This is a genomic window from Acinetobacter sp., assembly GCF_049284435.1.
Classification (GTDB): Bacteria; Pseudomonadota; Gammaproteobacteria; order Pseudomonadales; family Moraxellaceae; genus Acinetobacter.
This window is the reverse complement of record NZ_JBAPXX010000006.1, coordinates 1-25427: the sequence shown is the minus strand read 5'-3', so window position 1 is coordinate 25427 and position 25427 is coordinate 1. Positions and strand designations below refer to the sequence as shown.

Below are 25427 nucleotides of genomic sequence, written 5' to 3'. Positions count from 1 at the left end.
TTAACCAAAGCGGCTTACAATAGTGTTGCCCAAGAAGGTCGTCCGCTTCCATTCGTGGCCAAACACAGCGCCAACTTGTGGAGCACCTACCAGGTCCTGCCTAAACTCACCTTAGGTGCTGGCGTGCAATATCGCGATCAGGTGTTTGCCAATACCAATCCAAATACTGCGACGACCTCAACCAAAATTTTGCCAACCTTTACGACTTATAACGCGATGGCGAAATATGATGTGAACGAAAATGTGAACTTGCAGCTGAATGTAAATAACATTTCAGATAAACGTTATTTCACCAGTGCGCATGCTGCACATTATGCTAACGAAGCTGATGGCCGTAACGCAGTATTGGCAATCAACTTCAAGTACTAAGAAATCCCATAAAATAATTATGGAATTAACTTAAACTGATCTAAAATAGCCTCTCTATGAGGCTATTTTTATCATGATCAATTTAAAAGGATATGCGCTGTGATTCATCACATTCCTCAAGTTTTAACTAAAGAACAAGTCGCCGAATTCCGTAAATTGATGGAAACAGCAGATTGGGTCGGTGGAAAAATCACGGCAGGCACCCTGTCCGCCTCGGTCAAACAGAATCAACAACTTTCCGAACAGGACCCTTTAACCCATCAGCTCAGTGAGCTGGTGCTTCAGGCGATCTGGAAAAATCCGGTTTTCCAGACGGCCGCCCTGCCACGCCAGGTTATTCCCCCGCTTTTTAACCGTTATGATGAGCATGAAAGTTTTGGTTTTCATGTCGATAATTCAATTCGTCTGATCCGGGGAACACATCAGCAACTTCGCACCGACCTGTCCTGTACTTTATTTCTCAGTGAACCCGAAGAATATGAAGGCGGTGATCTGGTGATTGAAGATACTTATGGCTATCATGAAGTGAAGCTGCCAGCAGGTGATATGGTCCTCTACCCTTCTACCAGTTTACACGAAGTCAGCAGTATTACTCGGGGCACACGTTTTGCTTCATTTTTCTGGGTACAGAGCCTGATTCGTGAAGATCAAAAGAGACATCTGCTGTTTACTCTGGACGAAAGCATCCGTCAGCTTCGCAAAGAGCAAGGGGACAGTTATCCGGAAGTCATGAGACTGACCAATATCTATCACAACCTGATCCGTATGTGGTCCGAATTGTAATCCGGCAGCCTCGTTCTCTAGACAACCGAAACCCCTCTCCAGTTTATGCACAAAGTACTAAAAATATTTTTATTTCAAGTACTTTTTTTACTCCCAGACTGCTCAATGAGTGTAGAATTCAAAGCATGTCTAGATGATCAAAAAATAAAACAATTAGGTAATTTATAGATAAATAATTAATATATTTCCATGAAAAATGAAAATTATTTGCAAAAAATAACAAAATAAAGAAAAATTTATTAAAATAATCTTGGATTCTTTTAAAAAAGCAAAAACTTTTCGTATCAACTGGATTAAACTGTAAATTATAGGGTACTCATGCAGCGATCCGGCAAATCCAGTGCAGCAATATTTCAAACAAATATTCGCCCGTTTTTCACCCGTTTGCTTCCCTCGCATGAACACAATTATAGACAAAATCTATGCCGTAGTCCCCGCGACCGCTTCATCCAAGATCACGGTACGCCAGACTACACAAGGAGCTCTCTCATGATGTTGGCTGATCCAAGTAAAAAATATCGTCGCATGTACCACCGTGTCGATCTTCCAGACCGTCAATGGCCGAACAATGAAATCAGCAAAGCGCCAATCTGGATGAGTACCGACCTGCGTGACGGTAACCAAGCGATCTTTGAGCCAATGAACATGGAGCAGAAATTCAAGATGTTCCAGATGCTGGTGAAAATCGGTTTCAAGCATATTGAAATCGGCTTCCCGTCAGCATCGCAAATTGATTTCGATTTCACCCGTAAATTGATTGAAGAAGGTCATATTCCGGATGATGTTTATATCGAGGTATTGGTTCAGGCACGTGATCATTTGATTCAACGTACCTTTGAATCTTTACAAGGTGCAAAACGTGCCATTGTGCATATCTATAATTCCAACTCGCCGACATTCCGCAATAAAGTCTTGAATGTTGATGTTGAAGGTGCAAAACAGTTAGCGATCAATGCTGCACAGAAAGTAAAAGAATATGCCGCAAAACAACCGGAAACTGAATTCGTATTTCAGTACAGCCCGGAATGTTTTACTGCAACCGAATTAGAAGTTGCGAAAGATGTCTGCGATGCTGTGACTGAGATCTGGGAAGCATCACCGACCAATAAAGTGATCTTGAACTTGCCTGCAACGGTAGAAGTTTCAGGCCCACACATCTATGCCGATCAAATCGAATGGATGCACCGTAACATTCAGCGTCGTGACGGCGTGATCATTTCTGTGCATTGTCATAACGACCGTGGCTGTGGCATTGCCGCTTCAGAATTGGCGATTATGGCCGGTGCTGATCGTGTCGAAGGCTGTGTGTTTGGTAATGGCGAGCGTACCGGTAACGTCGACGTGGCTGCGATTGCCTTGAACATGTATACCCAAGGCGTAGCACCAAACTTGGATTTCTCCAACATCAATGAAATCATTGCGACTGTGGAAGAATGTACCGGTTTACCTGTGCACCCGCGTCATCCTTATGCCGGTGATTTGGTGTTTACTGCATTCTCGGGTTCGCATCAGGATGCGATCAAAAAAGGTTTCGAATTCCAGAAGAACGAAGAAATTTGGGATATGCCGTACTTGCCAATCGACCCGAAAGATTTGGGCCGTGACTATGATGCCGTGATTCGTGTCAATTCACAGTCAGGTAAAGGTGGTATTGCCTACTTGTTAGAATCTAACTACAACGTGATTTTGCCGCGTCGTTTACAAATTGAATTCTCTCAGATCGTACAAAAACGTACCGATGAGCAAGGCACTGAAATCAGTGCAACTGAAATCTGGAAGTTGTTCAAGGAAACCTATGTGGATGCTAAAAACGTTCACTATTCTGCGAAAAACTACAAATTGTCGGATGATAACGGCAATCAGGTGATTGAGCTTGATCTTGAAATTGATGGCCAGTCACGTCGTGTTCGTGGTGAAGGCAATGGTCCAATTTCTGCGATTTTGGATGCACTTCAGTTACCAATTGACGTGGTAAACTATGAAGAGCGCAGCATCAGTTCGGGTGCACATGCCAAAGCCTTGGCCTTGATCGAACTTCAAGTGAAAGGTACCGGTAAATCTGCCTTTGGTGCCGGGGTACATGACAACATTGTGACTTCTTCTATCGAAGCGATTATTGCCTCGACCAACCGCCTGATTGATCAGGGTGTGTTAAGCACTGATCAGGTGATTGCTGCTGCGGTCTAAACGGCTGTATTAGAATTAGCGATAATTCATAGCACTAAAATGACTTTAGAAGGATACCGGCAAATGGTATCCTTTTATTATTCATACTAAAGATTTAAGGCGAATCCTCCCCGTGTCTTTTCCAGCTGACTCAGTGGGCATTGTTGTCCCACAAAAGTTCCAATTTGAAGAGCCGTTAGAGCTTGAATGCGGTCGCATCCTCCCACGTTTTGAACTGATGGTTGAAACTTATGGCGAACTCAATGCCGATAAGTCCAATGCCATTCTGATTTGTCATGCTCTTTCCGGCCATCACCATGCTGCTGGCTATCATCATGAAGATGATAAAAAAGCCGGTTGGTGGGATTCATGTATTGGTCCCGGCAAAGCCATTGATACTTCAAAATTCTTTGTGGTTTCACTGAATAATATTGGTGGCTGTAGCGGTTCTACCGGCCCGATCTCGCCAAACCCTGAAAATGATAACCGTCCTTATGGCCCGGATTTTCCACTGGTTACGGTACGCGACTGGGTCAAAACCCAGGCCCTGCTCTCTGATCGTTTAGGGATTGATACCTGGGATGCCATCATTGGTGGTTCACTGGGTGGCATGCAGGCATTGCAATGGTCAGTGGATTATCCAAACCGTTTAAGAAAGTGCGTGATCATTGCCAGCGCTCCAAAGCTTTCTGCACAGAATATTGCCTTTAACGAAGTGGCACGTCAGTCGATTTTGTCAGACCCAGATTTCCATAATGGCCGTTATCTGGAAAATGACAGCTATCCAAAACGTGGTCTGATTCTGGCACGTATGGTTGGTCATATTACTTACCTGTCCGAAGAAGCCATGAAGCAGAAGTTTGGTCGTGATTTAAAATCAGGCAAATTTATGTATGGCTTCGATGTCGAATTCCAGGTCGAAAGCTATCTGCGTTATCAGGGTGAGCAGTTCAGCCGTAACTTCGATGCCAATACCTATCTGATCATGACCAAAGCACTGGATTATTTTGATCCATCGCGTGAATATGAACAGTCACTCAAAAAAGCCATGGCCAATACCCAGTGCAAATTCCTGGTGGTGTCATTCACGACTGACTGGCGTTTTACTCCTGCCCGCTCGCAAGAAATCGTGGATGCCTTAATTAGCAATCACAAACCTGTGAGCTATCTGGATATTGATGCTGAACAGGGTCATGACTCTTTCCTGTTTCCTATTCCGCTCTATGTAAAATCTTTGCGTGCATTCCTGGGTGGTGAAGAACACCTGAAAGCAACACCAAAGGAGGCCGTATAATGCGTATCGATCAACAACTCGCTGAAAAGTGGATTAAGCCCGGCTCTAGCGTACTTGACCTCGGTTGTGGCGATGGTGAACTGCTGGCACAAATGAGTAAAAAGCACGATATTCGTGCATACGGATTAGAAATTGATCAGGAAAAGATTGCAATTGCGGTCAGTCGCGGGTTAAATATCATCCAGCAGGACTTAAACCTCGGTTTAAGCCGTTTTGCCGACCAGTCTTTTGACAATGTGGTCATGGCACAAGCTTTGCAGGCTGTAGATGCACCTGACGTATTATTGCGTGATATGGTGCGTGTGGGGAAACAGGCCATTATTACCTTTCCGAACTTTGCGCATTGGAAGACCCGGTCTTTCTTGGCAATCAAAGGGAAAATGCCGGTTTCTGAAGCCTTGCCGTATATGTGGTATAACACCCCGAATATCCACTTATGTACATTTCGTGACTTTGAAGCACTTTGTGCGGAAAATAACATCAAAATTATTAATCGACTCGCTGTGAACGGGAATCAAGAAGATAGTTTGCTGAGCAAGCATCTCCCTAATCTATTTGGTGAAGTCGCAATTTATCGAGTGAGCGCGCTATGAAAAAATTATTATTAAGTACGACGCTACTGGCTGGACTTTTTGGCATGCAAGCCCATGCAGATTATGTTGCACCTAGTCCTTCTGTTGCCAGTCAAGCGGCTCAGTATTCCATCATGGATATCAATAGTCTGACCAAAGCAGCGAAAGCCGGTCAGGCTGGTGCACAGTTTTATCTGGCCACCAAATACCAGTATGGTAAAGACATTCAAAAAGATGAACGACAGGCCTTTGCCTGGTATAAGGCAGCGGCAGACCAAGGTCTGGCGGTTGCTCAGCTGAATGTCGGCCGTATGCTGGCAGATGGCATTGGTACCAGAAAAGATGAAGCTCTGGCCCGTCAGTATTTTGAAAAAGCAGCAAGCCGTGGCGATAACCGTGCCAGCTTTAACCTGGCAATGATGGAAGAGAAAAAGAAAAACTACATGGGCGCGTACCAGTGGTATGAACTGTCTACCCGTGATGGCATGCTCGACAATAAGGTGATTACGCTGTCGGAAGGCAGAAAAACTGCCTTGGCGGCGAATTTGACCCAAGAGCAGATCCGTCAGGCTCGTGACCGTGCCGACAGATGGATTCAGGCACAATAAGCTGAATGGTATAAATAGCACCTTCGGGTGCTTTTTTATTGCCGCAAGTTCCTGATCCATTGCTAAAATAGCGCCCATTCTTTATCTAATAATGAGTTTTTGACATGGCTACAACTGACTGGTTATCCCAAGGCACATTGGTATTGGCGAGTAATAACAAAGGTAAAATTGCCGAGTTTGAAAAACTGTTTGCCGAGCTACAACTGCCGGTTGAAGTCGTGGCTCAAGGCAAATTGAATATCGAAGATGCGATCGAAGATGGTTTAAGTTTTGTCGAAAATGCCATTATTAAGGCTCGCCATGCTTCTAAAATTTCCGGAAAACCTGCTATTGCGGATGATTCAGGCATTTGTGTGCCGGTTCTTGGAGGCGCTCCCGGCATTTACTCGGCTCGTTATGCCGGTGAGCATGGCAACGATGCCGCCAATAATGAAAAACTGCTGGCCGATCTCAAACCGCTTCGTCAAGATGGTGAAGCGATTGAAGGCATGTTTGTTTGCGTACTGGCACTAGTCCAACATGCTGAAGATCCGCTCCCACAAATTTTCCAGGGCATCTGGAAAGGCGAGATTCTAGAGGCAGCACGTGGTGAAAATGGTTTTGGTTATGACCCGCTGTTCTGGTTGCCTGAACTGGGTATTTCCAGTGCAGAAATGAGCAAGGAAGAAAAGAATAAAATCAGTCATCGTGGACAAGCCATGAAATTGTTTAAGGCAAGTTTAGCGAAGTAAGCTTTTGATCTCCTCCCTTTAGTAAAAGGGAGGTTGGGAGGGATTATTCACCTCTCCCTTGCGCAGCAGTGCTACTCATCTCCTAAAAGGAGAGGGAATCTATAGTGTAGGCATCAATACATGCACGACCGCCCCATATAGGGCAATCAAGATCGCACTGGCCAAAGTTCCTGAGGCAATATATTTGGCGGAATGGCCTGTTCCCTGATAATGGGTTTCCAGTGCCACAATATTGGCTGCAGGCGGCAATAAAAAGAACATCAGCATTACCGCATAAGTCAGCGTCTGTTGTGGAATAGGCAAATAAAAATAAGCTGCGCCACATAGTAAAACAGCAAACAACCCCCTATAAAAAATGAGTTGCAGACTGCGCTGTAAATCAAAGCGGCTGATCCGCACATTGCTCAGCCACATTCCCAGCACACACATGCCACTAAAAGTCACCAGCACTTTATTGGCCTGATACAGCATCTCTACCCAAGACACTTGCTGCCAGTAACTCAAATCCCAAAATGACAATAAAGCCGCCATGGATAAAGCGACCACTGGAGGTGAGAGCAGCACATTCTTTAAAATATAGCCACTATCTTGTCTGGCTTCACTGACTGCCATCACGGCGCAGACATTGCCAAACAAAGAACCACCAATGTACAGCGCCACCACGGTACTGGTCGCTTGCGGGCCAAAAACTGCCAGTGCAAAAGGGATCCCCAGCCATGCCCCATTTAAATAGCTCAGGCATAAGGCACGCAGTTTATTTTTCAGGGTGAAATAAAATAAGGCAAAGAACACACAGGAACAGAAAAAGCTGAAGGCAATTAGCCACAAACTGCCCTCTTGATAAAACACCATATTGTAGATAATCAGTACCGGAATTAGGACCCGTGCCAGTAAAGCTGCCAAGAGAGGTCGAACCGGTTTTAAATATTGCACACCCCAATAACCGATCAGAAAAGACAGGAGGGGAAGAATCAAGGCCATGACAATGCTGCTGAGATTTCCATATCAGGCTGTATGCTAGCACAGCATACTTTTCATTGAATTATGAAATTTTTTATATGAGTGATTCATTCCCCTGCTGCCGTGTCGGCAAACTGTCATCAAAACGTCACTGCGCTGTCATACAAGCCTGCTGAGATAGGTGCATGAAATATAGAGGATAAACTAATGGCAGGATTATCAATTTGGCATGTGCTGATTTTTGCAATTGTGGTGATTTTATTGTTCGGCACATCGAAACTTAAAAATTTGGGTAAAGACGTTGGCGGCGCGATTAAAGACTTTAAAAAATCAGTAAAGGATGAAGAGGCTGAACAGGCCAAGCTTGCAGAGCCACGCACCATTGATGCCCAGGTCAAAACTCCTGAACATTCGGTTAAAAGTTAAGAGTTCGCTATGCTCAATATCGGAATGACCGAGCTGCTGATTTTCGGGATTATTGCGCTTTTGGTTCTTGGGCCAGATAAGCTTCCGGAAGCAGTCCGTTTTGTCGGAACATGGTACGGCAAGATCAAGCGTATGGTGAGCAACGTTCAGAATGATCTTGATCGTGAATTGCGCCTGTCTGAGCTACGTGAACAGATGCAGGCTGAAATGCAACGAATTCAGGAACTGGAAGCCAAGATGCAGGCACAAATGGCAGATTTGCAGCAGCCGATTGCAGCTGATCAATTAAAAATAAAACCTCAGTCTGCTCAGCCCTTGCTCAGCTATCAGCCGGTGATACAGCCTGTATCCTCCGTGTATTTACCTAAGCCTACAGCAATTCAAACCGTGATTTCAGAACAACACTATACAGAAATGAAGGTGGCCGTATGACATCCTTGCCGACCACACCAGCCTCAAATGATGCTGCAGCGCTGAACCTTGAACAGATGCCGATTACCCAGCATTTGATCATCTTAAGAAAGCATCTGTTTAAAGTGGTTGCTGTCCTGATTGGCCTGTTTTTCTGCTTATTACCCTTTGCCAATCAGACTTATCAATGGTTGTCCGAACCCTTGCGTGCACAGCTACCTGCCAGCTCGACTATGATTGCCACAGATGTCACTGCAACGTTCATGGCACCTTTTAAGCTGAACTTCTTTGTCGCACTGATGATCGCGATGCCTTTTATCCTGTATCAGCTCTGGACCTTTATTAAGCCTGCGCTGTATGCCAAAGAAAAGAGCTTGGCCTTGCCGCTTTTGATCGGCAGTATCGTGCTGTTTTATACCGGGATCAGCTTTGCCTACTTTGTGGCATTGCCCTCGATTCTGCATTTTTTTATCAGTGTTTCACCTGAAACTGTGGCCCCGATGACCGACATCAACAGTTATCTCAGCTTCTGTTTAAAGCTGTTTCTGGTCTTTGGTTTTACTTTTGAGATTCCCATTATTACCCTGGTTCTGATCTTGATTGGCGCAGTTTCGACACAGACTCTGATCGAGAAACGGCGCTTTATTATTGTGGGTTGCTTCTTTGTGGCAATGTTTGTGACGCCACCGGATGCCCTGTCGATGATCATGCTGGCTGTCCCGATGTGGCTGCTGTTTGAACTGGGTTTACTGGCAGGGAAACTGATTGAAAAACGCCGTTTAAAGACTGAATAACAATAACCAGCCAAAACAAAAAAAATATCGTTTTACTCAGGCAGCTCTGGCTGTCTTTTTGTTTCTTAGATTTCAATAAGATACTGATTTATTTAACTTTAATGCAATATTTTCTTAAGATTACTGTCATATCCCAAGCTTAAGGTATTAAAAACTTCTACACCACCAAGCACTTATTTTTTAATTGGGACTTTAAAATGAAAAACGAAGACATGATACCTTGCCAGGATCTGGTTGAAGACAGTAACAACTCAAATAACACGCACTTCCAAACGATTCTGGATCAATATACTAGTCGCCGCAGCTTTATTGCGAAAACTACAAGTGGGGCAATGGCATTAGCATTTGCGGCAACAGTAAGTGGTTGTTCAGATGATGATAATGATTCTGGTACTCCTGACAATAATCCAACTACACCGCCAGACACCACTAGCCCAGATCAACATGCCTGGAGTGATCTAAAAGCACGTCCGAATAAATTAGCCTTTGAGCCGGTTCGCAAGAATACTCAAAACTTCTTTAGTGTTCCTGAAGGTTATGAACTTAAAGTGCTATATGCAGTAGGCGATCCAATCAACCCTGCTTATCCAGAAAAGACAGATACGACCTTAGCTTCTGGTGCTTCTTACCAGTTCCGTTCAGGCGATAACCATGATGGTATGAGCTTCTTCGGTATGCATCCAACCAACAAAAATTATGCTGCCAAAGAATCAACACAAGGTTTACTTGTTTTAAACCACGAATACCTACAACAGTCTCAGCTCCATACACCAGAAAGTACAATTACCATCGATGGCGTACGCCCAGAAGATCAGGTGCTCCGTGAAGTGAATGCGCACGGTGTTTCTGTTATTGAGATTAGCAAAGATACAAATACACAAGACGTTAAAATCAACTTGAATTCTAATTTTAACCGTCGTATCACTGCAGCAACCGAAATGGAAATTAATGGACCAGCGCGTGGTTCTGACTTAGTCAAAACTATTTTCTCACCAGATGGGACGTTGACTCGCGGTACCTTTGCAAACTGTGGTAATGGTTATACGCCATGGGGAACTTACTTAACGGCTGAAGAAAACTGGAGTGGTTATTTCGCTCGTCAAGCCAATGACACCCGCGCTATTGCAAAAGAAGAAATTTCATTATCACGTTATGGTCGTGGCGGTACTGATGCTCGTTCGTCTCAGTACCGTTGGAATACTCCTATTGCTGAATTAACCGGTGATAAAGGACTTTATGATCGTTGGGATATTTCAGTTAAAGGCGCAAATGCTTTAGCAGATTATCGTAATGTCATGAATACCTGTGGGTTCATTGTAGAGATTGATCCATTTAGCGCGACTACACGTCCAGTTAAACGTACTGCACTGGGTCGTTTTGCACACGAAGACTGCCGCTGTAGTAACCCTATTCCGGGTCAGCCATTAGCTTTCTATATGGGTGATGATGCGACAGGCGAATATATCTATAAATTTGTTTCTGAAGCAGTCTGGGATCCAAAAGACGTCAATGGTGGTTATACCGCTGGTGATAAATACATGGATAAAGGGACATTATATGTCGCTAAATTCAATGATGACGGTACAGGTGAATGGTTAGAACTTACTCATGGCAAAAATGGTTTAACTGCTGCCAATGAAATCTATCCATTTGCAGGCCAAGATGACATCGTCATCAATGCCCGTCTTGCTGCTGACCATGTTGGTGCGACCAAAATGGACCGTCCAGAATGGGTTGCCGTCAATCCGGAAAATGGTGAAGTGTATGTAACCTTAACCAACAACAGCAACCGTGGTCGTGCATATGAAACTGATGCTGCCAACCCACGTAGCTACATCGACTTTAAAGGCTCGTCAGCTAGCAATTCAGGTAATATGAATGGTCATATCATTCGTTTTAGTGAAGCTGAGAATGCAGTCAATGCCACCACATTCACTTGGGATATCTTCTTATTCGGTGCAGAAGCACGTGCTGCCTCTAACATCAACCTGTCAGGTCTGGATGATTTAAATGACTTCTCCAGCCCGGACGGCATGTGGTTCGATCCTCGCGGTATTCTGTGGATTCAGACGGATGATGGTCAGTACACAGATGAAACCAACTGCATGATGCTGGCAGCACTACCAGGTACTGTGGGTGATGGTGCTAAAGCGATTGCCGCCAGCACCAAAGCAGAAGGACAAGAAACCTTTGTCGGTGCCAAATTAAGCAATGATCGTGTTCGTCGCTTTTTGACTGGTCCATCGGGTTGTGAAATTACCGGCGTGACCATTACCCCGGACTATAAAGCGATCTTTGTCAACGTTCAGCATCCAGAAGGTGCATGGCCAGCCAACCAAAGCGAGCGTTATAGCCGTTTAGGCAAAGTACCTCGCTCTGCGACTGTGGTCATTACCCGTAAAGATGGCGGTGCCATTGCGGGTGAAGCTTTGGAACAAGCAACCGTATAAAAACAGTTACGAAAAAATGCCGACATCTGTCGGCATTTTTTATATCCGGTGATTATTTCAGGCTAATTATTTTCTCAGTAGTTTGACCTGCGGTCACACCTTGTTGTGACTTCTCAATCCAGTGCCATTGTCCCTGCTGCATTCTCAAAAAATTTGAGCATCGGGTGCCATAGACCGGACTCTGAATAAAAGTCGAAGACAGCAGCTGTTCCATTTCAACCGAGATGCCGGTATCTGGCAGAAGTTCAGGAATCACCTTACGTTCATCTTCCAGAATATCCCAAACTGCATGACACAAATTTGCTTCTGCGATCTCCTGTTGTTGCAGCATCGGTAAAAATTCCTGGGTAAAGCGTTTACGTAAATGGTGGGTCTTGTACCAGTCTTCGCTCATCAGACCATTCGAAACCACATAGACGCCATGCGCCAGTACTTGTGGTGCTTCACCGCGATTGCTCATATACACCGCCTGATCTTGATCGCCGATAAACAGGTTAAAACCAGCATAGTCACATTGACGTTGTTCCAGATCTTGGGCAAAACGAATGGGAGTTAAGTCAGAATCTAAAAAGTTCTGGATGATATGTCCACGTGAAGTCGGATAATTCCCTTTGTCCTGTCCATCACGAAAATTGGTAATCACCGCCCAGCGACCGGAAGCCGTAATCCCCATCCAGGTACCACCCGACTGTAGATCCTGCCCGGCAATTATCGGACTATTCTCCCATTCATGCAGCTCCTGCGTAGGACGCTGATAGAACTCATCCCGATTTGAAATCAGACATAATGGGCTCTGATCCAGAACCCGCCAAGCCAATGCCACGATACACATAATTTACGCTCTCGATCTTTACACATTGAATGTACAACATTTTTCTTTGCTTTAAGCTAAAATCTGTGCAAAACAGAATCACAAGGAACAGGCATGCTCACCTATCCCAATATTGATCCCGTTGCGATTTCGCTCGGGCCCTTACAAGTCCACTGGTATGGACTGATGTACTTACTGGCATTTTTATTTGCCTGGGGATTGGCGACGTTTCGCGCCAAACAACGTGGCTGGACACCGGATATGGTGTCTGACCTGATCTTCTTCGGCGCTCTCGGTGTGATCATCGGTGGCCGTGTCGGTTATGTCTTCTTCTACGGTTTTTCCCAGTTCCTGGCCGATCCTTTATGGCTGTTCCAGATCTGGACCGGCGGTATGAGTTTCCACGGCGGTTTCCTCGGGGTCATTTTGGCCATGTTATGGTGGTGCAAGAAATATAAGATGACCTGGTTCCAGACTCTAGATTTTATCGCACCTTGCGTACCGACAGGGTTAATGTTTGGCCGGATTGGTAACTTTATTGGCGGTGAACTGTATGGTCGTCAGGTGACCGATCCAAACTTTGCCTGGGGCATGATTTTCCCGACTGATCCCCTGCAACTGGTTCGTCATCCTTCACAACTGTATCAGGCGCTATGTGAAGGCCTGATCCTGTTTATTGTCCTATGGTGGTTCAGCTCCAAGCCGCGTCCACGTATGGCAGTTTCCGCGCTGTTCCTGATCGGTTATGGTCTGGCACGTTTTGTGGTTGAATTCTTCCGTGAGCCGGATAATGGCCAGCTGTTTATTGACTGGATGAGCAAAGGACAATTCCTGAGCCTGCCAATGATCCTGATTGGCTTGTGGATGATGTGGTATGCCTACCAGAAGAAAATATATGACTGGGGTCCACAAAAAAATAGCTGAGAAAATCGCGTAATTTAGCGAGGTAAAGGCCTCGCTTTTTTATACTCAAAATATGCTAAAGTGCCGATTATATCTTCTATTCTTTCATTACTATGCTTGAGTTCTGGTTTAATCCGCAGGTATCTATTCTCAAAAAACTGTTGATCTTTATTGTGATTGCAGCGACAGCTACAGGCTTGTACTGGATGGAACCACTGCCCTTAGATTCGATTTTGATGTTTGTCGGTACCGGCATCATTTTTCTGATCTGTCGTTACTGCAAAATCCACTTTGCCAGCAAAAACCCGACCGGTTTGCTGTATAGATTACTGACTTGGATTCCAATTGCCTTATTGATTGCTTTAGTTTTTATGAATATGCAACAGGGCGAAATCCTGATTCCGGGTGCACAGGGTATTGCCTTTATGGCTCTGGCGATTTGCCTGTTTTCACCATTGTCGCTGCTCAATCAGAACTCTCAGGATCCAGAGCCACCACATGCTTGAATTTTGGTATTCCGAACGCTGTAGCCGTCAAATCAAACTCATCGTCATCATCGCGACCTGTATTTTGATTTATGCAGCATCGACTGTGGCCCAGTTAGATCCGGTATTTGTTGGAGTGAGTTTAGCGCTTGGAATTGTCGTGCATTTACTGCACCATTTCCGCCTGAAAATTTCGAAATCCAATCCCTATGCAAATGGCTTTAACGCCTTGAGCCGGGTCATTCCCATCATTGCCTTAATTACCCTCTTCGGCTATTTGCCCGAGCAACATGAGCAATGGACAAAATTTGCTTTAGGTCTGCAATGTCTGGGCTTTGCCGCGATTGGATTATTTATCGTTTCAATCTATGAAAGCCGTGCGAAGCGTTTTGAAGACTGATCACTTCACAGTATTTTCTTAGAAGTAAGTTTCCAGACGATAATAACTATAAGTCACGTTTTTATTGCGATAAACCGCATGATCTCGTTGTTTAAAATCCGATACCCAGGCACTACCTGAATAAGCCGCGATATGTCCATATTTATGTCCCTGAGTACGGTCAATAATATAGATATCGCCTTTTTTCGGCCGATCAAAAGAAGCATTAATTTTCTTATAGCCCAGCTGCATCAGGGTACTTCCCCAATCTGCCGCTGCGACCGGATGATTCACAATTTTCGCACCAGAAGATTGCAGACCGACACGAATACTGCGCGCACATTTCTGTGTACTGGTATTTCGGGTAATGCCTTGCAGATAACTGGTAAATTTCTCGATATTGATACGATGGCCATTGCTTACGCCTGAAGCGTTACGGACAGTGGCTTGCTGGGATGACTTTTTAGGTCTTTGCTCCGATTGGGAACGCACCATGATATTCGCTTGGACAGGAGCATGTACTTCGCTCATGTTTACTTGATGATCATAGATCATGCCTTACCAACCGCTCCTCGCCTGTAACTTAGGCTTTCATATTGTTAACAAGCCGAGAATACTAGTCGCTTAAATGTTATTTTTCACATTAAAAATGTAAATAAATTTGTCTATTTTTCCGGCATTCAAATTAAGCCGTTCTTTCTAATACAGTTAAAAAAACCCTCATCTTTGCAAAAAAAATCTAAAGCAAAGCCAACTCCAATGCCTTGCAAAGCTTTTTTAGCCTGAAATATGCAAATTGAGTCCTTATTTTTTCTACTCAAACGCGTAGATTTAATCAGTAGCTCGGCCATTTTCAGACAACATTTCACTACATGATTACATCATTTTGAGCTTTACCCCTGTATTACACGATGCGGCATTTTTAATATTGAATTAAACGGAGAAGAAAAATGAGTCAGAATTTAAGTACCGTTTCAAATTTTAATTTAGAACAATATTTAGGGACCTGGTATGAAATTGCACGTTTGCCGATGAAGCATCAACCTGAAGACAGCACCGATATTTCTGCGGTATATAGCTTGAATGAAAATGGCAAGGTTCGGGGTTCAGAACCGTTGTCTGGATGGCGATGGCAAGCTGGATGAAGCTATTGCTGAAGCGACCATTGTCGATGCAGAACATGCCAAGCTTGAAGTCAGCTTTTTACCTGAAGGCCTGCGATGGATTCCGTTTACCAAGGGCGATTACTGGGTATTAAAAATCGATCCCGATTATCAGACGGCGCTTGTAGGCGAGCCGAATAAAGAATATTTATGGTTATTGCATCGCGGTACCAGTCTGGACGAAGCAACTCAACGCGAATATTTAAGTTATGCAGAATCCTTAGGTTATGATCTGTCTGATCTGATTCATACAGTCCATACTGGTAATAAAACCGCTTAAACTGCAATCAGAAGACCTCCATCAGGAGGTCTTTTTTATTCTCAATCTGGGCGATGAAAGCTCATCAAAAAATGCTATGATGTGCGCAATTTAAATTGTCCCTTTCGACAGAAAATTGATTATAAAATAATCCATTCTGCTGTTAAAACGGCGATTTTCAACAGATTCAAATAGAGAGAACTATGCGCCAATATCTTGACCTTTTACAACATATCCTCGACAACGGCGGCGATAAAGGCGACCGTACCGGTACAGGTACACGTTCGGTATTTGGTCATCAAATGCGCTTTGATCTTTCCCAAGGTTTCCCTTTACTCACCACCAAAAAAGTTCATTTCCGTTCTATCGTGATTGAATTGTTGTGGTTCCTGAAAGGCGATACCAATGTTCAGTATTTAAAAGACAATAAAGTCTCGATTTGGGATGAATGGGCGACCGCAGAACAGACTGCGCGTTTTGGCCGTCCGGAAGGCGAATTAGGCCCAGTGTATGGTCACCAATGGCGTAATTTTGGTGCCAGCAAAAATGCAGACAATAGTTATAATCAGGATGGTTTTGACCAGATCAAATGGTTGATCAATGAAATTAAAACCAATCCAAATTCGCGCCGTCTGATTGTATCGGGCTGGAACCCGAATGAAGCGGGTCAGGTCGCATTACCGCCTTGCCATACCCTGTTCCAGTTCTTTGTACACAATGGAAAATTGTCTTGCCAGTTGTACCAGCGCAGTGCCGATGTATTTTTGGGTGTGCCATTTAATATTGCCAGCTATGCTTTGTTAACGCATATGATCGCGCAAGTCTGTGATCTGCAGGTCGGTGACTTTGTCTGGACTGGTGGTGATACTCACTTGTACAGCAACCATTTTGAGCAAGCACAGTTACAGCTCAGCCGTGAGCCATTAGGCCTCTGTCAATTAAAACTAAATCCTGAGATCAAAGACCTGTTCGATTTCAAATTTGAAGATATCGAAATTGTCGGTTATGAATCTCATCCAGGAATTAAAGCCCCTGTCGCTGTTTAATGTTCTTTATTATAAAGTTCCCCCTCCTCCTAGGAGAGGGCTAGAGAGAGGCCTTTTACCACGCGTGAATCGCCAACTCCTTTCAAAATATATTCCCGGCCCTAAAGCGTGAAGGCAATCAATATAAATTGTTAACCTCTCCTTCGTACCAGTAAAAAATTACACGAAGGACTTTGGGTTTGATGAGAAGGATTCAATACATGTCATTTCAAGATTTAGAAGTTGTACACGTCGTTGCCATGGATCAGCAGCGTTGTATCGGCAAAGGCAATGATCTGCCTTGGCATATTTCGGCAGATCTGAAGCACTTTAAGGAAATCACTCAAGGCGGTGTGGTGGTGATGGGTCGCAAGACACTAGAGTCGATGGGGCGTACCCTGCCTAAACGGGTGAACTGGGTCATTACCCGTGACCCAAACTGGGCATTTCAAGGCACCAAAGTCGCTTATAGCATTGAAGATGCATTGAGTCAGGCCGTGACAGATGTGAAAGCTTCAGAAAAGCCTGAAACCATTTTCATCATTGGTGGCGGTGAAATCTTTAAACAAACCATGGATATTACAGACCGTCTGGAACTGACCCATGTCGAACTGGATGTACAAGGTGATGCCTATTATCCAGCGATTCCGGCAGAATTTAAAAAAGTCGCTGCCGAGCAACATATCGACGACAAAACCGGCATTGCTTTTGAGTTCGCAACCTACAGAAAATAAAACCTATTTCTCATGAAAAAGTAATGATGCAGGGACGCGAATACATCTCCAGGCATTGGAGTCTGTGGCTGCTGGGCAGCCTGTTTACTTTATTCGTCATTCTGTCGAGTCTGTGGCTCAGCCTGATGCTCTGGGTTCATCTACCCATCGGCAAAATCGGCAGCTTGATGCTGATTGTACTCTGGCTGACCTTTGCGCTGGTCGTTCTCGGGATTTATTTCACCCGGCATCTGATCTCCCGCCAAGTCGATAGCGTTCTTTATCTTCTGGCCTTTTTATTCTGTCTACTGGGATATTTTAGTCTGGAAGCGCGTCAGGATCGGGAATGGAATCCTGAGGTTTCTCAGCTCCTGCATTATGAGCAGCAAGGTGATCAGGTCACCTTGCACAATATCCGCAACTTTGACTGGCAGGCCGATGGTCGCTATATCGAACGCTGGGAAAGCCGTAGTTTTAACCTGAATCAGATTACTGGCGTGAACATCATCACTTCCTACTGGATGGGGCCAAAAATAGCCCATACCCTGGTCAGCTTCGATTTTGCCAATCAGAAACCGCTCACCTTCTCGATCGAAATCCGCAAGGAAAAGAATGAAGAATTTTCAGCGATTGGTGGCTTTTTCCGAAAATATGAACTCAGTCTGGTCGCATCGGATGAAAAGGATATTGTCTATACCCGTAGCAATGTCCGTGGTGAACAGGTCTATTTTTTCCCGGTAAAGATACCGCAAGCTCAGGCCAAAGCGCTATTCAAGGAATATCTCCATCAGGCCGATGAACTGGCCCAAAAGCCAAAATGGTACAATACCCTGACCAGTAATTGCACTACACTGGTCTTTGATATGGTTCAGGCGGTATCGCAACAACAGCTACCCTCAGATTACCGGCTGCTTGCCTCCGGCTATTTACCGAATTATCTCTATGACCTGAAAGTACTGGAGCAGTCTTGGGATATGCACACCTGGTATCAACGTGCGCATGTCAATCCACGGGTAGAACAGACCGCTAATCTTTCCAGTCAGGACTATTCTCGACTGATCCGGCAGGGCCTGCCAAAACCAGACATGCGATAACCGTGTAGCAAAATACACTTCAATAAAGATACAAAATCAACTGGAACCTTGGTCATTTTTTTGTTTATATACAAATATCTAGTCAATGATCAGAGTATCTCTCATGCTAAAAAAATTAACTACAATCGCGATTTTAGGCTCGGTTTTAACTGTCATGGGCTGCGAAACTGTGCCTAATACAGCCACGACACAAACCGCGAATTATTTACAACTTTTGCAAAATCGTACCTGGATTGCAACCCAGATTGGCAATACTGAAATCAAGACTGCGCCAACCGCACGCAATGTTCCGAGTCTGCAATTTGATGCCAGTACCCAGCGCGTTTCAGGTTCAGATAGTTGTAACCGGATTATGGGCAGCTACACAGCGGGTAAAGACACTCTGACCCTGAGCCAAATGGCCACTACCCGTATGGCCTGTATGAACAACGATCAGCTTGATCAGAAATTTAATGAAGCTTTAGCTAAAGTTACGCATTATCAGGTATTTGGTAAAACCTTAAAATTACTGGATCGCCATGGGAATCTCTTGATCCAGCTGGAAAGTGCTGTTCAGCCACGTTAATACTTCCCTACAAAAAGCCTGTATGGACAGGCTTTTTTATCTTTCATACTGATGAGCTGGAATTTAACCATCAGCCCGATTTAGTTATTTAATTGAATGAGGAATCAACCATGCAACAGGCACTTTTCGGTGGGGGATGCTTTTGGTGTACTGAAGCCGTATTTTTACAGATCCAAGGGGTTCAGCAGGTCGTCAGCGGCTACGCAGGTGGTCATACGACTGAGCCAAACTATGATGATGTCTGCGGAGGCAATACTGGCCATGCTGAAGTCATTCTGATCGATTTCGATGAAAACCAGATTAACTATACCCAGTTGCTCGACGTATTTTTTGCGACCCATGATCCGACTACATTAAACCGTCAGGGCAATGATGTCGGCACCCAGTATCGTTCTGTGATTTATTATCTGAATGATGAGCAACAACAACAGGCGCAGCAGGCGATCGACGCCCTGAAAGCCGATGGCATCAATGTAGTGACTGAACTCAGCCCTGCCCCGACTTTCTATCCGGCAGAAGACTATCATCAAAACTTCTTTGCCAAGAATCCAACCCAGGGCTATTGTAATTTTGCCATTCCGCCAAAATTAAATAAATTACGCAGCAAATTTACGACCCTATTAAAAACCCATTAAGATTCATGAAAAGTGAACATAAAAAAGCGACTGCAATCAGTCGCTTTTTTATTACCTGAATCTTAGTTATCGGTTGCAAAGGCAATATCGCTGAGTCCGGCTCCACTCGCACGCGACATGACTTGCGCCACCGAGTCATAACGTGATTCTTTATCCGCTTTCAACACAATGGTCGGCTGACGTTCAGCTTGGCCCGCTTCATTAAAACGGGTTTCAAGTTGTTCTAGCGTCAGTACATCGCCATTCCAGGCAATGTCACCTTCGGCATTGATACTGATCGTGACATTTTCAGGCGGCAGATCAATAATCTCCGCAGTGGTTTGTGGCAAGGTTAATGGAATTGATGGGTTCGCAACGGTCGCTGTCACCAGAAAGATGATCATCAATACCAACATAATGTCGATGAGGGGAATGAGGTTCATCTCATTCATGCCTACATCGTTGTCTTCACCCAGTTGAAAAGCCATTAAGCTTGACCTCCCACGAAACTCTGTTGTGTTACTTTTTCATCAGACTTTTTTGCAGCAGATTCCTGTTGCAGCATGGTATCAATCAACAGACCGTGTGCCTGATCTTGTAATTCATGAGCCAAGCCACGATTAGCACGGACGCAGATGTTATAAGCCAGTACCGCAGGAATTGCGACTGCCAGACCTAAGCCGGTCATAATCAATGCTTCACCGACTGGGGTTGCCACTTGTGCCAGACCAGCCTGACCACTTTTACCGACAGCAACCAGCGCATGGAAGATACCCCATACCGTACCGAACAAACCGACAAATGGAGAGATCGATGCGATGGTACCCAGAACCGATACACCTTTTTCAGCATTGGCTTTTTCTGCTGAAATCTGGCGTAACAGCGCCTGTTCTGCCACTGCCTTACGCTGTTCAAAGCCCAAAGGAGCCAGTTTGGTTTTCAGTTGTTCCAATGCCTTAGATAACTGAGCATAGGCAATCTGTTTCAGTTGGCGAGTGCCCATCAAACGCAGCACAAAAATGGTCCATGTCGTAATCGACATTGCCAATAACACGAAATACAGTGTTTTACTGACTGCATCAGCGTGTTGCCAATAAACTGAAAAGTTCATATTCGAACTCCTAATGGGTGAGCCGTTATTTAACCTGAAAATCGAAAGGCTGTTCCACGCGGGTTGGATAAGCCACACCATTTTCAACATATTTGGTGAGTTGTGCACGACGTACCGCTGCTTCTACTTTGCGCGTTACCGCCGGGCTACAACTTGAATTTCGTGCAGTCGCAGAGACTACTTTACCCTGCTCATTCGCTGAAACGTCTACCACCAGCGAACAGGCTGATTTTAATTCACCTGCAGAGAGTGAGACTTTTGGTGAACGCTGCCAAGACACGCCCCCACCAATGGATACACTTTTCGGGGATGGCGGCGCAGCAGGTGCTGGCGGTGCCACAGGCGCAGGTGGTGCGACTGGAGCAGGTGCCGGTTTAACTTTAGTTTCAGTGACCACTGTCGGTACGACCGGACTTGGGGTTGGTTTTGCTTCAACTGGCGGTGCTTTAACCACTTTTGGCGCTTCAGCCTTTTTCACCTGCTCGATTTTTTCTACTTTTTTCGGTGGTGGTGGCAGCGGTTTATCGACAATTTTGACTTCTTTAGGCTTAGGCGGCTCTTTTTGTGGCTCGACCTTCGGCTTTGGCGGTAAAGGTTTTGGCGCTTCCTGGAGTTTTACAAAGCGTACTTTTAAGGGTGGCTTATCAATGGGTGTCAGTTCAGGTGCTTTCATCTGGCTGATCGCATATAATACACCCACATGCCCAACCAATACAGCCGCCACGATAGAGATGACTTTCTTTTTCATCTGATTCGGCGGTGTAGGCATTTGGGGCGCAGCAACTTGACTCATTAAATCTATTACCTTGAGGAGATGATGTGGAACAAACTATCAAGCTCATCGGTTAGCACAATTAAAGTATGCCAATAATAAATGAGAAGTGTTTTCATTTGCAACCGTTAATCCTACCTTTGACTGACTTTTTTTGCATCAAAACAAAAAAGGCACACTAAAAGTATGCCTTTTTAAAACTCAATGCAAGCCTTATTGGAAAACGACAGTCTTGTTACCATCGACAATAATACGGTCTTCCAGATGCCATCTTACCGCACGGGCCAATACATTACGTTCCACGTCCTGACCGAGTTCACGTAACTGCTCAACGGTAAAGTCATGGTTCACGCGCTCCACATCCTGCTCGATGATCGGACCTTGATCCAGATCAGCAGTCACATAGTGCGCAGTTGCACCAATCAGCTTCACACCTTTTTCATAGGCCTGTTTGTACGGATTGGCACCCACGAAAGCCGGCAGGAAAGAATGATGAATGTTGATCACTTTCATTTCCCACTTGCTGACAAATTCTTCATCCAGAATCTGCATATAACGCGCCAGCACCAGTAAGTCATTGCCCTGCATTAACTGGTCAATTTCTGCATAAGCTTCAGGCTTGTTGTCTTTAGTCACCGGCACGACTTCGAATGGAATACCAAAGTTTTCAACTGCTTCGCGTAAAGTCTCGTGATTCGATACTACTTTAGTAATTTCACAAGGCAAACCACCACGCGCATGACGCCATAACAGTTCAAGCAAGGCATGATCGACTTTAGACACCAAAATACCGACTTTTTTCACGTCACTGACCAGAGCCAGACGCCATTGCATGCCATAGCGTTCTGCCACATTCGCTGCAAAAGTCTGGGTAATACTTTCTTTGCGACTTTGAAGATTATCCAATTCAAATTCAACGCGCATGAAGTAACGTCCGCCCTGCGCTGCTGTCGCATATTGGTCAAGCGCAGTAATGTTGGCACCTTGATGATACAAGAAGCTCGAAACAGCCTGCACGATGCCCGGCTTGTCTTCACAAGTAATCAATAAACGTGCGGTGTTAGCAGTCGTCATATTCATGTTGGTTTAAGTCACTAATCAGTTAAATTAAAAAATAAGCCGAGTATTCTAGCGCGTTTCTTGGATATTCTGAATAGTTTGTTCAGATTCAGCGTCTTTAGACGACGACAGGCTGGCAAAAAGTTCCGAAGAGCCCAAACTATTCAATAAACCTTCATAGGTTTGACGACTTTCACCACGTAAATACGCCCCTTCCAAGAATACCATCTGGCGGAGTGCCTGCCAGACCCATTTTTCTTCCAGCGTATTAGAATCGGTCAGATGACCTGACATATACAGGAAGTTGGTCCAGTTGGTCAGCACAATCCACAGGTTAATGATCAGTGCTTCAATCTCTGAATCGGTCATGTCCATCAAGCCTGCATTAACAAAGCCCTTATAGATTTTCTGACCCTGCTGCATCACCTGACCGGCAAAGCGTGGATACATCTTGCGAAAATCTTCGTTATTTTCCACCAGATGATAGACATCACGATGCAGGAAACGATAAGCCCATAACTGGCTACTCAGCACCTGAAAATAATGCACCTTGTCATTGGCATCCAGCGCACGATCATCCGGCAGCGCCAGCATTTCCAGCGTTTGGTGCTGGTACTGTTCCATCAATTCTTTAATAATTTCATTTTTATTGCGGAAATGATAATACAGGTTACCCGGGCTCATGCCGAGTTCAGCCGCAATATGATTGGTGGTCACCGATCGTTCGCCACGCTCGTTAAATAGCTGCAAACTGAGCTGCAAGATACGCTCTTTAGTTTTTAAGGTTTTGGTTTGGGACATCCTAAAATAACCATTCAGTTCATGCATTAGCAGGCTAACACACAAAGTCACTTGACTAATTAGAGTATTTGCTCTAAAAATTAATTAATCGATTTTTGAATAATGGTAGTGCGGCATGAACAGTCACACAAAAACAACATCAATGACACCACATTTTTTTGATAGCCAATATCTGAATGAAGTCTTGGCGCAACAAAAACACGCTTATTTACACTACCCTCTGCCGACTGCAAAGGAACGTATCGATCGTTTAGCTCGACTTAAGCGTATCTTAGTTAAGTATCAAGATCAATTTGCTGACGCAATTAATCAGGACTATGGTAACCGTTCAATCGGGGAAACCAAAATTGGTGAACTGCTTACCTGCTTGGAACATATCAAATATTACAGCAAAAACCTGACCCGATGGATGAAACCTTCCAAGCGTCATGTCGGCATTATTCATCAGCCGGCAAAAGCCTGGGTACAATATCAGCCTTTGGGCGTAGTCGGGATTATCGCACCGTGGAACTATCCGCTGTTGTTGTCGATCGGTCCTCTGATTTGCGCACTGGCGGCCGGCAACCATGCCATGATCAAAATTTCCAGCGCATCCGCTGCCTTTGGTGAAGTTCTGGAAAAAGCTCTGGCTGAAGCCTTCCCTAAAGAATTGGTCGCTGTGGTGAATGGTGGCGGTGTGATTTCAGATGCCTTCTGTCGTTTGCCTTTCGATAAACTGATTTTTACCGGCTCAACTGCAGTCGGTAAAACCGTCATGGCAGCTGCTGCCGAAAATCTGGTTCCGGTGATTCTGGAACTGGGCGGTAAATCGCCGGTACTGGTACATCCCTCGATTGATCTGCGTGATGTTGCGCAGCGGATTGCGGTGGGTAAACTCTGGAATGCAGGTCAGACCTGTGTAGCTCCAGACTATATGTTCCTGCCTCGCGGAAAAACTGCCGAGTTCATTGATCACTTTAAAGCCTGTGTCGAAAGCATGTATCCGGATATCACCCATAATCAGGATTACACCTCGATTATTAATGACAAACAATATAACCGTCTGCAAGGTTATCTGGATGATGCACGCGAACAGGGTGCGCAAGTCATTGAAATTAATCCGCGCAGTGAAAACTCGGCTGATCTGCGCAAGATTGCACCGACCATCGTGACCAATGTCACCCCGATGATGCAGATCATGCAACATGAAATCTTCGGTCCGCTGTTACCGATCATGGAATATGATCAAATTGACGATGTCATCGACTTTATTAATAGCCGTCCACGCCCACTTGCTTTATACTACTTCGACTTTGATCAGGCGCGTGCCGATTATGTCGCACAGCGTACCCATTCAGGGCATTTCGGGCAAAATACGGTACTGACCCATGTTGCGCAGGACGATCTACCATTTGGGGGTGTCGGTGCATCAGGTATGGGTAAATACCATGGCCCAGAAGGCTTCTTCAGTTTGTCGCATGAACGCTCAGTAATGTCGAATCCAAAGCTGTATAGCTTGAAATACATTCTGCCGCCGTTCAATAAACCGATTCACAAGCTGATTTGGAAGACCCTTCTCCGCTAAATGATCAAGGCATGAGCTATCGATATAGTTCGTGCCGCGTTTTGACGAAAATCGCTTGTCTTTTAAGCGCATTTTTGATATAAAACGCCCCTTGAATGATTTCAATCCGTTTATTTTTGACTGGCCATACAGATTTGCTGTTGGCTAAATCAATGGAGTTACACCATGTCTAAGGTTTGCCAAGTTACCGGCAAGCGTCCAGTCGTTGGTAACAACGTCTCACACGCCAACAACAAAACTAAGCGCCGGTTCGAGCCGAACCTGCACCACCACCGTTTCTGGTTAGAAAGCGAAAAACGTTTTGTACGTCTTCGTTTAACCACTAAAGGTATGCGTATTATCGACAAATTGGGCATTGAAAAGGTTGTTGCTGACCTGCGTGCTCAAGGTCAAAAGATCTAAGGAGTCTGAACCATGCGTGATAAAATTCGCTTAGTTTCTTCAGCTGGTACAGGTTATTTCTATACCACGACTAAGAACAAACGTACTATGCCGGAAAAAATGGAAATCAAAAAATTTGATCCAAAAATCCGTCAACACGTAAT

At 44.8% G+C, this 25427-nt stretch carries 30 protein-coding genes and 1 pseudogene; 23 read left to right on the top strand and 8 right to left on the bottom strand.

Annotated elements, in window-relative coordinates; translation table 11 throughout:
* The 7 genes from WAK81_RS00695 to rdgB all read left to right on the top strand — a co-directional run.
* A partial coding sequence (locus WAK81_RS00695; RefSeq protein ID WP_422195268.1) for a TonB-dependent receptor domain-containing protein occupies window positions 1-369 on the top strand: 369 nt, incomplete at its 5' end.
* Window positions 370-468: 99 nt separating this feature from the next.
* Window positions 469-1152 (top strand): Fe2+-dependent dioxygenase, encoded by a 684-nt coding sequence (locus tag WAK81_RS00690; RefSeq protein ID WP_422195267.1) that lies wholly within the window; start codon window positions 469-471, stop codon window positions 1150-1152.
* 489 nt (window positions 1153-1641) lie between these two features.
* Window positions 1642-3339: a 2-isopropylmalate synthase gene (gene leuA / locus WAK81_RS00685; RefSeq protein WP_422195266.1), complete on the top strand. Its 1698-nt coding sequence runs from the start codon at window positions 1642-1644 to the stop codon at window positions 3337-3339.
* 112 nt (window positions 3340-3451) lie between these two features.
* The gene (gene metX / locus WAK81_RS00680) at window positions 3452-4612 is read left to right on the top strand and encodes a homoserine O-succinyltransferase MetX (protein ID WP_180087113.1); all 1161 of its coding nucleotides are present in this window, start codon (window positions 3452-3454) and stop codon (window positions 4610-4612) included.
* Entirely contained in the window at window positions 4612-5205 is a 594-nt protein-coding gene (metW, locus tag WAK81_RS00675) for a methionine biosynthesis protein MetW (protein ID WP_005095565.1), read from the top strand. The genes metX and metW overlap by 1 nt, the downstream gene beginning before the upstream one ends.
* The gene (locus tag WAK81_RS00670; protein WP_004647420.1) at window positions 5202-5792 is read left to right on the top strand and encodes a tetratricopeptide repeat protein; all 591 of its coding nucleotides are present in this window, start codon (window positions 5202-5204) and stop codon (window positions 5790-5792) included. The genes metW and WAK81_RS00670 overlap by 4 nt, the downstream gene beginning before the upstream one ends.
* A gap of 104 nt (window positions 5793-5896) precedes the next feature.
* Complete coding sequence (rdgB, locus tag WAK81_RS00665) at window positions 5897-6523, top strand: RdgB/HAM1 family non-canonical purine NTP pyrophosphatase (RefSeq protein ID WP_422195265.1); 627 nt, start codon at window positions 5897-5899, stop codon at window positions 6521-6523.
* 99 nt (window positions 6524-6622) lie between these two features.
* Here rdgB and WAK81_RS00660 read toward each other — a convergent pair whose 3' ends face one another.
* On the bottom strand, window positions 6623-7504 hold the full coding sequence (locus tag WAK81_RS00660) for a permease (protein ID WP_422195264.1): 882 nt from the start codon (window positions 7502-7504) through the stop codon (window positions 6623-6625).
* A 186-nt stretch (window positions 7505-7690) separates the two neighbouring features.
* Between WAK81_RS00660 and tatA the strand changes: the two genes are divergently transcribed.
* The 4 genes from tatA (at window position 7691) to WAK81_RS00640 (ending at window position 11564) form a co-directional block, all read left to right on the top strand.
* Window positions 7691-7909: a Sec-independent protein translocase subunit TatA gene (tatA, locus tag WAK81_RS00655; RefSeq protein WP_004729524.1), complete on the top strand. Its 219-nt coding sequence runs from the start codon at window positions 7691-7693 to the stop codon at window positions 7907-7909.
* 9 nt (window positions 7910-7918) lie between these two features.
* On the top strand, window positions 7919-8341 hold the full coding sequence (tatB, locus tag WAK81_RS00650; RefSeq protein ID WP_422195263.1) for a Sec-independent protein translocase protein TatB: 423 nt from the start codon (window positions 7919-7921) through the stop codon (window positions 8339-8341).
* Window positions 8338-9114, top strand: coding sequence for a twin-arginine translocase subunit TatC (gene tatC / locus WAK81_RS00645; protein WP_004729521.1), 777 nt, complete (start codon window positions 8338-8340; stop codon window positions 9112-9114). Before tatB ends, tatC begins: the two co-directional genes overlap by 4 nt.
* A 197-nt stretch (window positions 9115-9311) precedes the next feature.
* A complete protein-coding gene (locus WAK81_RS00640) occupies window positions 9312-11564 on the top strand; it encodes a PhoX family protein (RefSeq protein ID WP_422195262.1) in 2253 nt (750 codons plus the stop codon).
* Window positions 11565-11616: 52 nt separating this feature from the next.
* On the opposite strand, the gene WAK81_RS00635 is transcribed toward WAK81_RS00640, so the two are convergent.
* The gene (locus WAK81_RS00635; protein WP_422195261.1) at window positions 11617-12396 is read right to left on the bottom strand and encodes an NRDE family protein; all 780 of its coding nucleotides are present in this window, start codon (window positions 12394-12396) and stop codon (window positions 11617-11619) included.
* Between the two features lie 93 nt (window positions 12397-12489).
* Between WAK81_RS00635 and lgt the strand changes: the two genes are divergently transcribed.
* The 3 genes from lgt to WAK81_RS00620 all read left to right on the top strand — a co-directional run bounded on the left by lgt (window position 12490) and on the right by WAK81_RS00620 (window position 14163).
* On the top strand, window positions 12490-13299 hold the full coding sequence (gene lgt / locus WAK81_RS00630; protein ID WP_422195260.1) for a prolipoprotein diacylglyceryl transferase: 810 nt from the start codon (window positions 12490-12492) through the stop codon (window positions 13297-13299).
* 92 nt (window positions 13300-13391) lie between these two features.
* On the top strand, window positions 13392-13784 hold the full coding sequence (locus tag WAK81_RS00625; RefSeq protein WP_422195259.1) for a hypothetical protein: 393 nt from the start codon (window positions 13392-13394) through the stop codon (window positions 13782-13784).
* Window positions 13777-14163, top strand: coding sequence for a hypothetical protein (locus WAK81_RS00620; protein WP_422195258.1), 387 nt, complete (start codon window positions 13777-13779; stop codon window positions 14161-14163). Before WAK81_RS00625 ends, WAK81_RS00620 begins: the two co-directional genes overlap by 8 nt.
* 18 nt (window positions 14164-14181) lie before the next feature.
* On the opposite strand, the gene WAK81_RS00615 is transcribed toward WAK81_RS00620, so the two are convergent.
* Window positions 14182-14697 (bottom strand): hypothetical protein, encoded by a 516-nt coding sequence (locus WAK81_RS00615; protein WP_004729511.1) that lies wholly within the window; start codon window positions 14695-14697, stop codon window positions 14182-14184.
* Window positions 14698-15092: 395 nt separating this feature from the next.
* Here WAK81_RS00615 and WAK81_RS00610 point away from each other — a divergent pair.
* The 6 genes and pseudogenes from WAK81_RS00610 to msrA all read left to right on the top strand — a co-directional run bounded on the left by WAK81_RS00610 (window position 15093) and on the right by msrA (window position 19596).
* A pseudogene (locus WAK81_RS00610) lies at window positions 15093-15585 on the top strand (lipocalin family protein).
* 182 nt (window positions 15586-15767) lie between these two features.
* On the top strand, window positions 15768-16610 hold the full coding sequence (gene thyA / locus WAK81_RS00605; protein ID WP_422195257.1) for a thymidylate synthase: 843 nt from the start codon (window positions 15768-15770) through the stop codon (window positions 16608-16610).
* A 200-nt stretch (window positions 16611-16810) separates the two neighbouring features.
* On the top strand, window positions 16811-17323 hold the full coding sequence (locus tag WAK81_RS00600; protein WP_422195256.1) for a dihydrofolate reductase: 513 nt from the start codon (window positions 16811-16813) through the stop codon (window positions 17321-17323).
* Window positions 17324-17346: 23 nt separating this feature from the next.
* Entirely contained in the window at window positions 17347-18396 is a 1050-nt protein-coding gene (locus WAK81_RS00595) for a DUF4105 domain-containing protein (protein ID WP_422195255.1), read from the top strand.
* Between the two features lie 103 nt (window positions 18397-18499).
* Window positions 18500-18961, top strand: a complete 462-nt coding sequence (locus WAK81_RS00590; protein WP_422195254.1) for an META domain-containing protein — start codon at window positions 18500-18502, stop codon at window positions 18959-18961.
* 110 nt (window positions 18962-19071) lie between these two features.
* Window positions 19072-19596: a peptide-methionine (S)-S-oxide reductase MsrA gene (gene msrA / locus WAK81_RS00585; RefSeq protein ID WP_422195253.1), complete on the top strand. Its 525-nt coding sequence runs from the start codon at window positions 19072-19074 to the stop codon at window positions 19594-19596.
* Window positions 19597-19658: 62 nt separating this feature from the next.
* On the opposite strand, the gene WAK81_RS00580 is transcribed toward msrA, so the two are convergent.
* The 5 genes from WAK81_RS00580 to WAK81_RS00560 form a co-directional block, all read right to left on the bottom strand.
* Entirely contained in the window at window positions 19659-20063 is a 405-nt protein-coding gene (locus tag WAK81_RS00580) for an ExbD/TolR family protein (protein WP_004278434.1), read from the bottom strand.
* Window positions 20063-20686, bottom strand: coding sequence for a MotA/TolQ/ExbB proton channel family protein (locus WAK81_RS00575; protein WP_422195252.1), 624 nt, complete (start codon window positions 20684-20686; stop codon window positions 20063-20065). The genes WAK81_RS00580 and WAK81_RS00575 overlap by 1 nt, the downstream gene beginning before the upstream one ends.
* A 25-nt stretch (window positions 20687-20711) precedes the next feature.
* Window positions 20712-21479 (bottom strand): TonB-dependent receptor, encoded by a 768-nt coding sequence (locus WAK81_RS00570; RefSeq protein ID WP_422195251.1) that lies wholly within the window; start codon window positions 21477-21479, stop codon window positions 20712-20714.
* A 192-nt stretch (window positions 21480-21671) separates the two neighbouring features.
* Window positions 21672-22538: a formyltetrahydrofolate deformylase gene (gene purU, locus WAK81_RS00565; protein WP_422195250.1), complete on the bottom strand. Its 867-nt coding sequence runs from the start codon at window positions 22536-22538 to the stop codon at window positions 21672-21674.
* Window positions 22539-22586: 48 nt separating this feature from the next.
* Window positions 22587-23318, bottom strand: a complete 732-nt coding sequence (locus tag WAK81_RS00560) for a TetR/AcrR family transcriptional regulator (RefSeq protein WP_422195249.1) — start codon at window positions 23316-23318, stop codon at window positions 22587-22589.
* Window positions 23319-23433: 115 nt separating this feature from the next.
* On the opposite strand from WAK81_RS00560, the gene WAK81_RS00555 reads away from it, so the two are divergent.
* The 3 genes from WAK81_RS00555 to rpmG form a co-directional block, all read left to right on the top strand.
* Entirely contained in the window at window positions 23434-24882 is a 1449-nt protein-coding gene (locus tag WAK81_RS00555) for a coniferyl aldehyde dehydrogenase (protein WP_422195248.1), read from the top strand.
* 165 nt (window positions 24883-25047) lie between these two features.
* Window positions 25048-25284 carry a 50S ribosomal protein L28 gene (gene rpmB / locus WAK81_RS00550; RefSeq protein ID WP_000048256.1) on the top strand — a complete coding sequence of 79 codons (237 nt, stop codon included), beginning with the start codon at window positions 25048-25050 and terminating at the stop codon, window positions 25282-25284.
* A 12-nt stretch (window positions 25285-25296) separates the two neighbouring features.
* A partial coding sequence (gene rpmG, locus WAK81_RS00545) for a 50S ribosomal protein L33 (protein WP_053296417.1) occupies window positions 25297-25427 on the top strand: 131 nt, incomplete at its 3' end.

What these genes read in the sequence shown, in the direction of transcription:
- WAK81_RS00660 (WP_422195264.1), bottom strand. Translation starts at nt 7,504, where the DNA reads ATGGCCTTGATTCTTCCCCTCCTGTCTTTTCTGATCGGTTATTGGGGT.
- WAK81_RS00580 (WP_004278434.1), bottom strand. Translation starts at nt 20,063, where the DNA reads ATGGCTTTTCAACTGGGTGAAGACAACGATGTAGGCATGAATGAGATG.
- WAK81_RS00595 (WP_422195255.1), top strand. Translation starts at nt 17,347, where the DNA reads ATGATGCAGGGACGCGAATACATCTCCAGGCATTGGAGTCTGTGGCTG.
- rpmB (WP_000048256.1), top strand. Translation starts at nt 25,048, where the DNA reads ATGTCTAAGGTTTGCCAAGTTACCGGCAAGCGTCCAGTCGTTGGTAAC.
- rdgB (WP_422195265.1), top strand. Translation starts at nt 5,897, where the DNA reads ATGGCTACAACTGACTGGTTATCCCAAGGCACATTGGTATTGGCGAGT.
- WAK81_RS00625 (WP_422195259.1), top strand. Translation starts at nt 13,392, where the DNA reads ATGCTTGAGTTCTGGTTTAATCCGCAGGTATCTATTCTCAAAAAACTG.
- WAK81_RS00570 (WP_422195251.1), bottom strand. Translation starts at nt 21,479, where the DNA reads ATGAGTCAAGTTGCTGCGCCCCAAATGCCTACACCGCCGAATCAGATG.
- leuA (WP_422195266.1), top strand. Translation starts at nt 1,642, where the DNA reads ATGATGTTGGCTGATCCAAGTAAAAAATATCGTCGCATGTACCACCGT.
- tatB (WP_422195263.1), top strand. Translation starts at nt 7,919, where the DNA reads ATGCTCAATATCGGAATGACCGAGCTGCTGATTTTCGGGATTATTGCG.
- WAK81_RS00620 (WP_422195258.1), top strand. Translation starts at nt 13,777, where the DNA reads ATGCTTGAATTTTGGTATTCCGAACGCTGTAGCCGTCAAATCAAACTC.
- WAK81_RS00575 (WP_422195252.1), bottom strand. Translation starts at nt 20,686, where the DNA reads ATGAACTTTTCAGTTTATTGGCAACACGCTGATGCAGTCAGTAAAACA.
- metW (WP_005095565.1), top strand. Translation starts at nt 4,612, where the DNA reads ATGCGTATCGATCAACAACTCGCTGAAAAGTGGATTAAGCCCGGCTCT.
- WAK81_RS00600 (WP_422195256.1), top strand. Translation starts at nt 16,811, where the DNA reads ATGTCATTTCAAGATTTAGAAGTTGTACACGTCGTTGCCATGGATCAG.
- tatC (WP_004729521.1), top strand. Translation starts at nt 8,338, where the DNA reads ATGACATCCTTGCCGACCACACCAGCCTCAAATGATGCTGCAGCGCTG.
- lgt (WP_422195260.1), top strand. Translation starts at nt 12,490, where the DNA reads ATGCTCACCTATCCCAATATTGATCCCGTTGCGATTTCGCTCGGGCCC.
- WAK81_RS00635 (WP_422195261.1), bottom strand. Translation starts at nt 12,396, where the DNA reads ATGTGTATCGTGGCATTGGCTTGGCGGGTTCTGGATCAGAGCCCATTA.
- thyA (WP_422195257.1), top strand. Translation starts at nt 15,768, where the DNA reads ATGCGCCAATATCTTGACCTTTTACAACATATCCTCGACAACGGCGGC.
- WAK81_RS00670 (WP_004647420.1), top strand. Translation starts at nt 5,202, where the DNA reads ATGAAAAAATTATTATTAAGTACGACGCTACTGGCTGGACTTTTTGGC.
- tatA (WP_004729524.1), top strand. Translation starts at nt 7,691, where the DNA reads ATGGCAGGATTATCAATTTGGCATGTGCTGATTTTTGCAATTGTGGTG.
- WAK81_RS00640 (WP_422195262.1), top strand. Translation starts at nt 9,312, where the DNA reads ATGAAAAACGAAGACATGATACCTTGCCAGGATCTGGTTGAAGACAGT.
- WAK81_RS00560 (WP_422195249.1), bottom strand. Translation starts at nt 23,318, where the DNA reads ATGTCCCAAACCAAAACCTTAAAAACTAAAGAGCGTATCTTGCAGCTC.
- WAK81_RS00615 (WP_004729511.1), bottom strand. Translation starts at nt 14,697, where the DNA reads ATGATCTATGATCATCAAGTAAACATGAGCGAAGTACATGCTCCTGTC.
- msrA (WP_422195253.1), top strand. Translation starts at nt 19,072, where the DNA reads ATGCAACAGGCACTTTTCGGTGGGGGATGCTTTTGGTGTACTGAAGCC.
- purU (WP_422195250.1), bottom strand. Translation starts at nt 22,538, where the DNA reads ATGAATATGACGACTGCTAACACCGCACGTTTATTGATTACTTGTGAA.
- WAK81_RS00590 (WP_422195254.1), top strand. Translation starts at nt 18,500, where the DNA reads ATGCTAAAAAAATTAACTACAATCGCGATTTTAGGCTCGGTTTTAACT.
- WAK81_RS00555 (WP_422195248.1), top strand. Translation starts at nt 23,434, where the DNA reads ATGAACAGTCACACAAAAACAACATCAATGACACCACATTTTTTTGAT.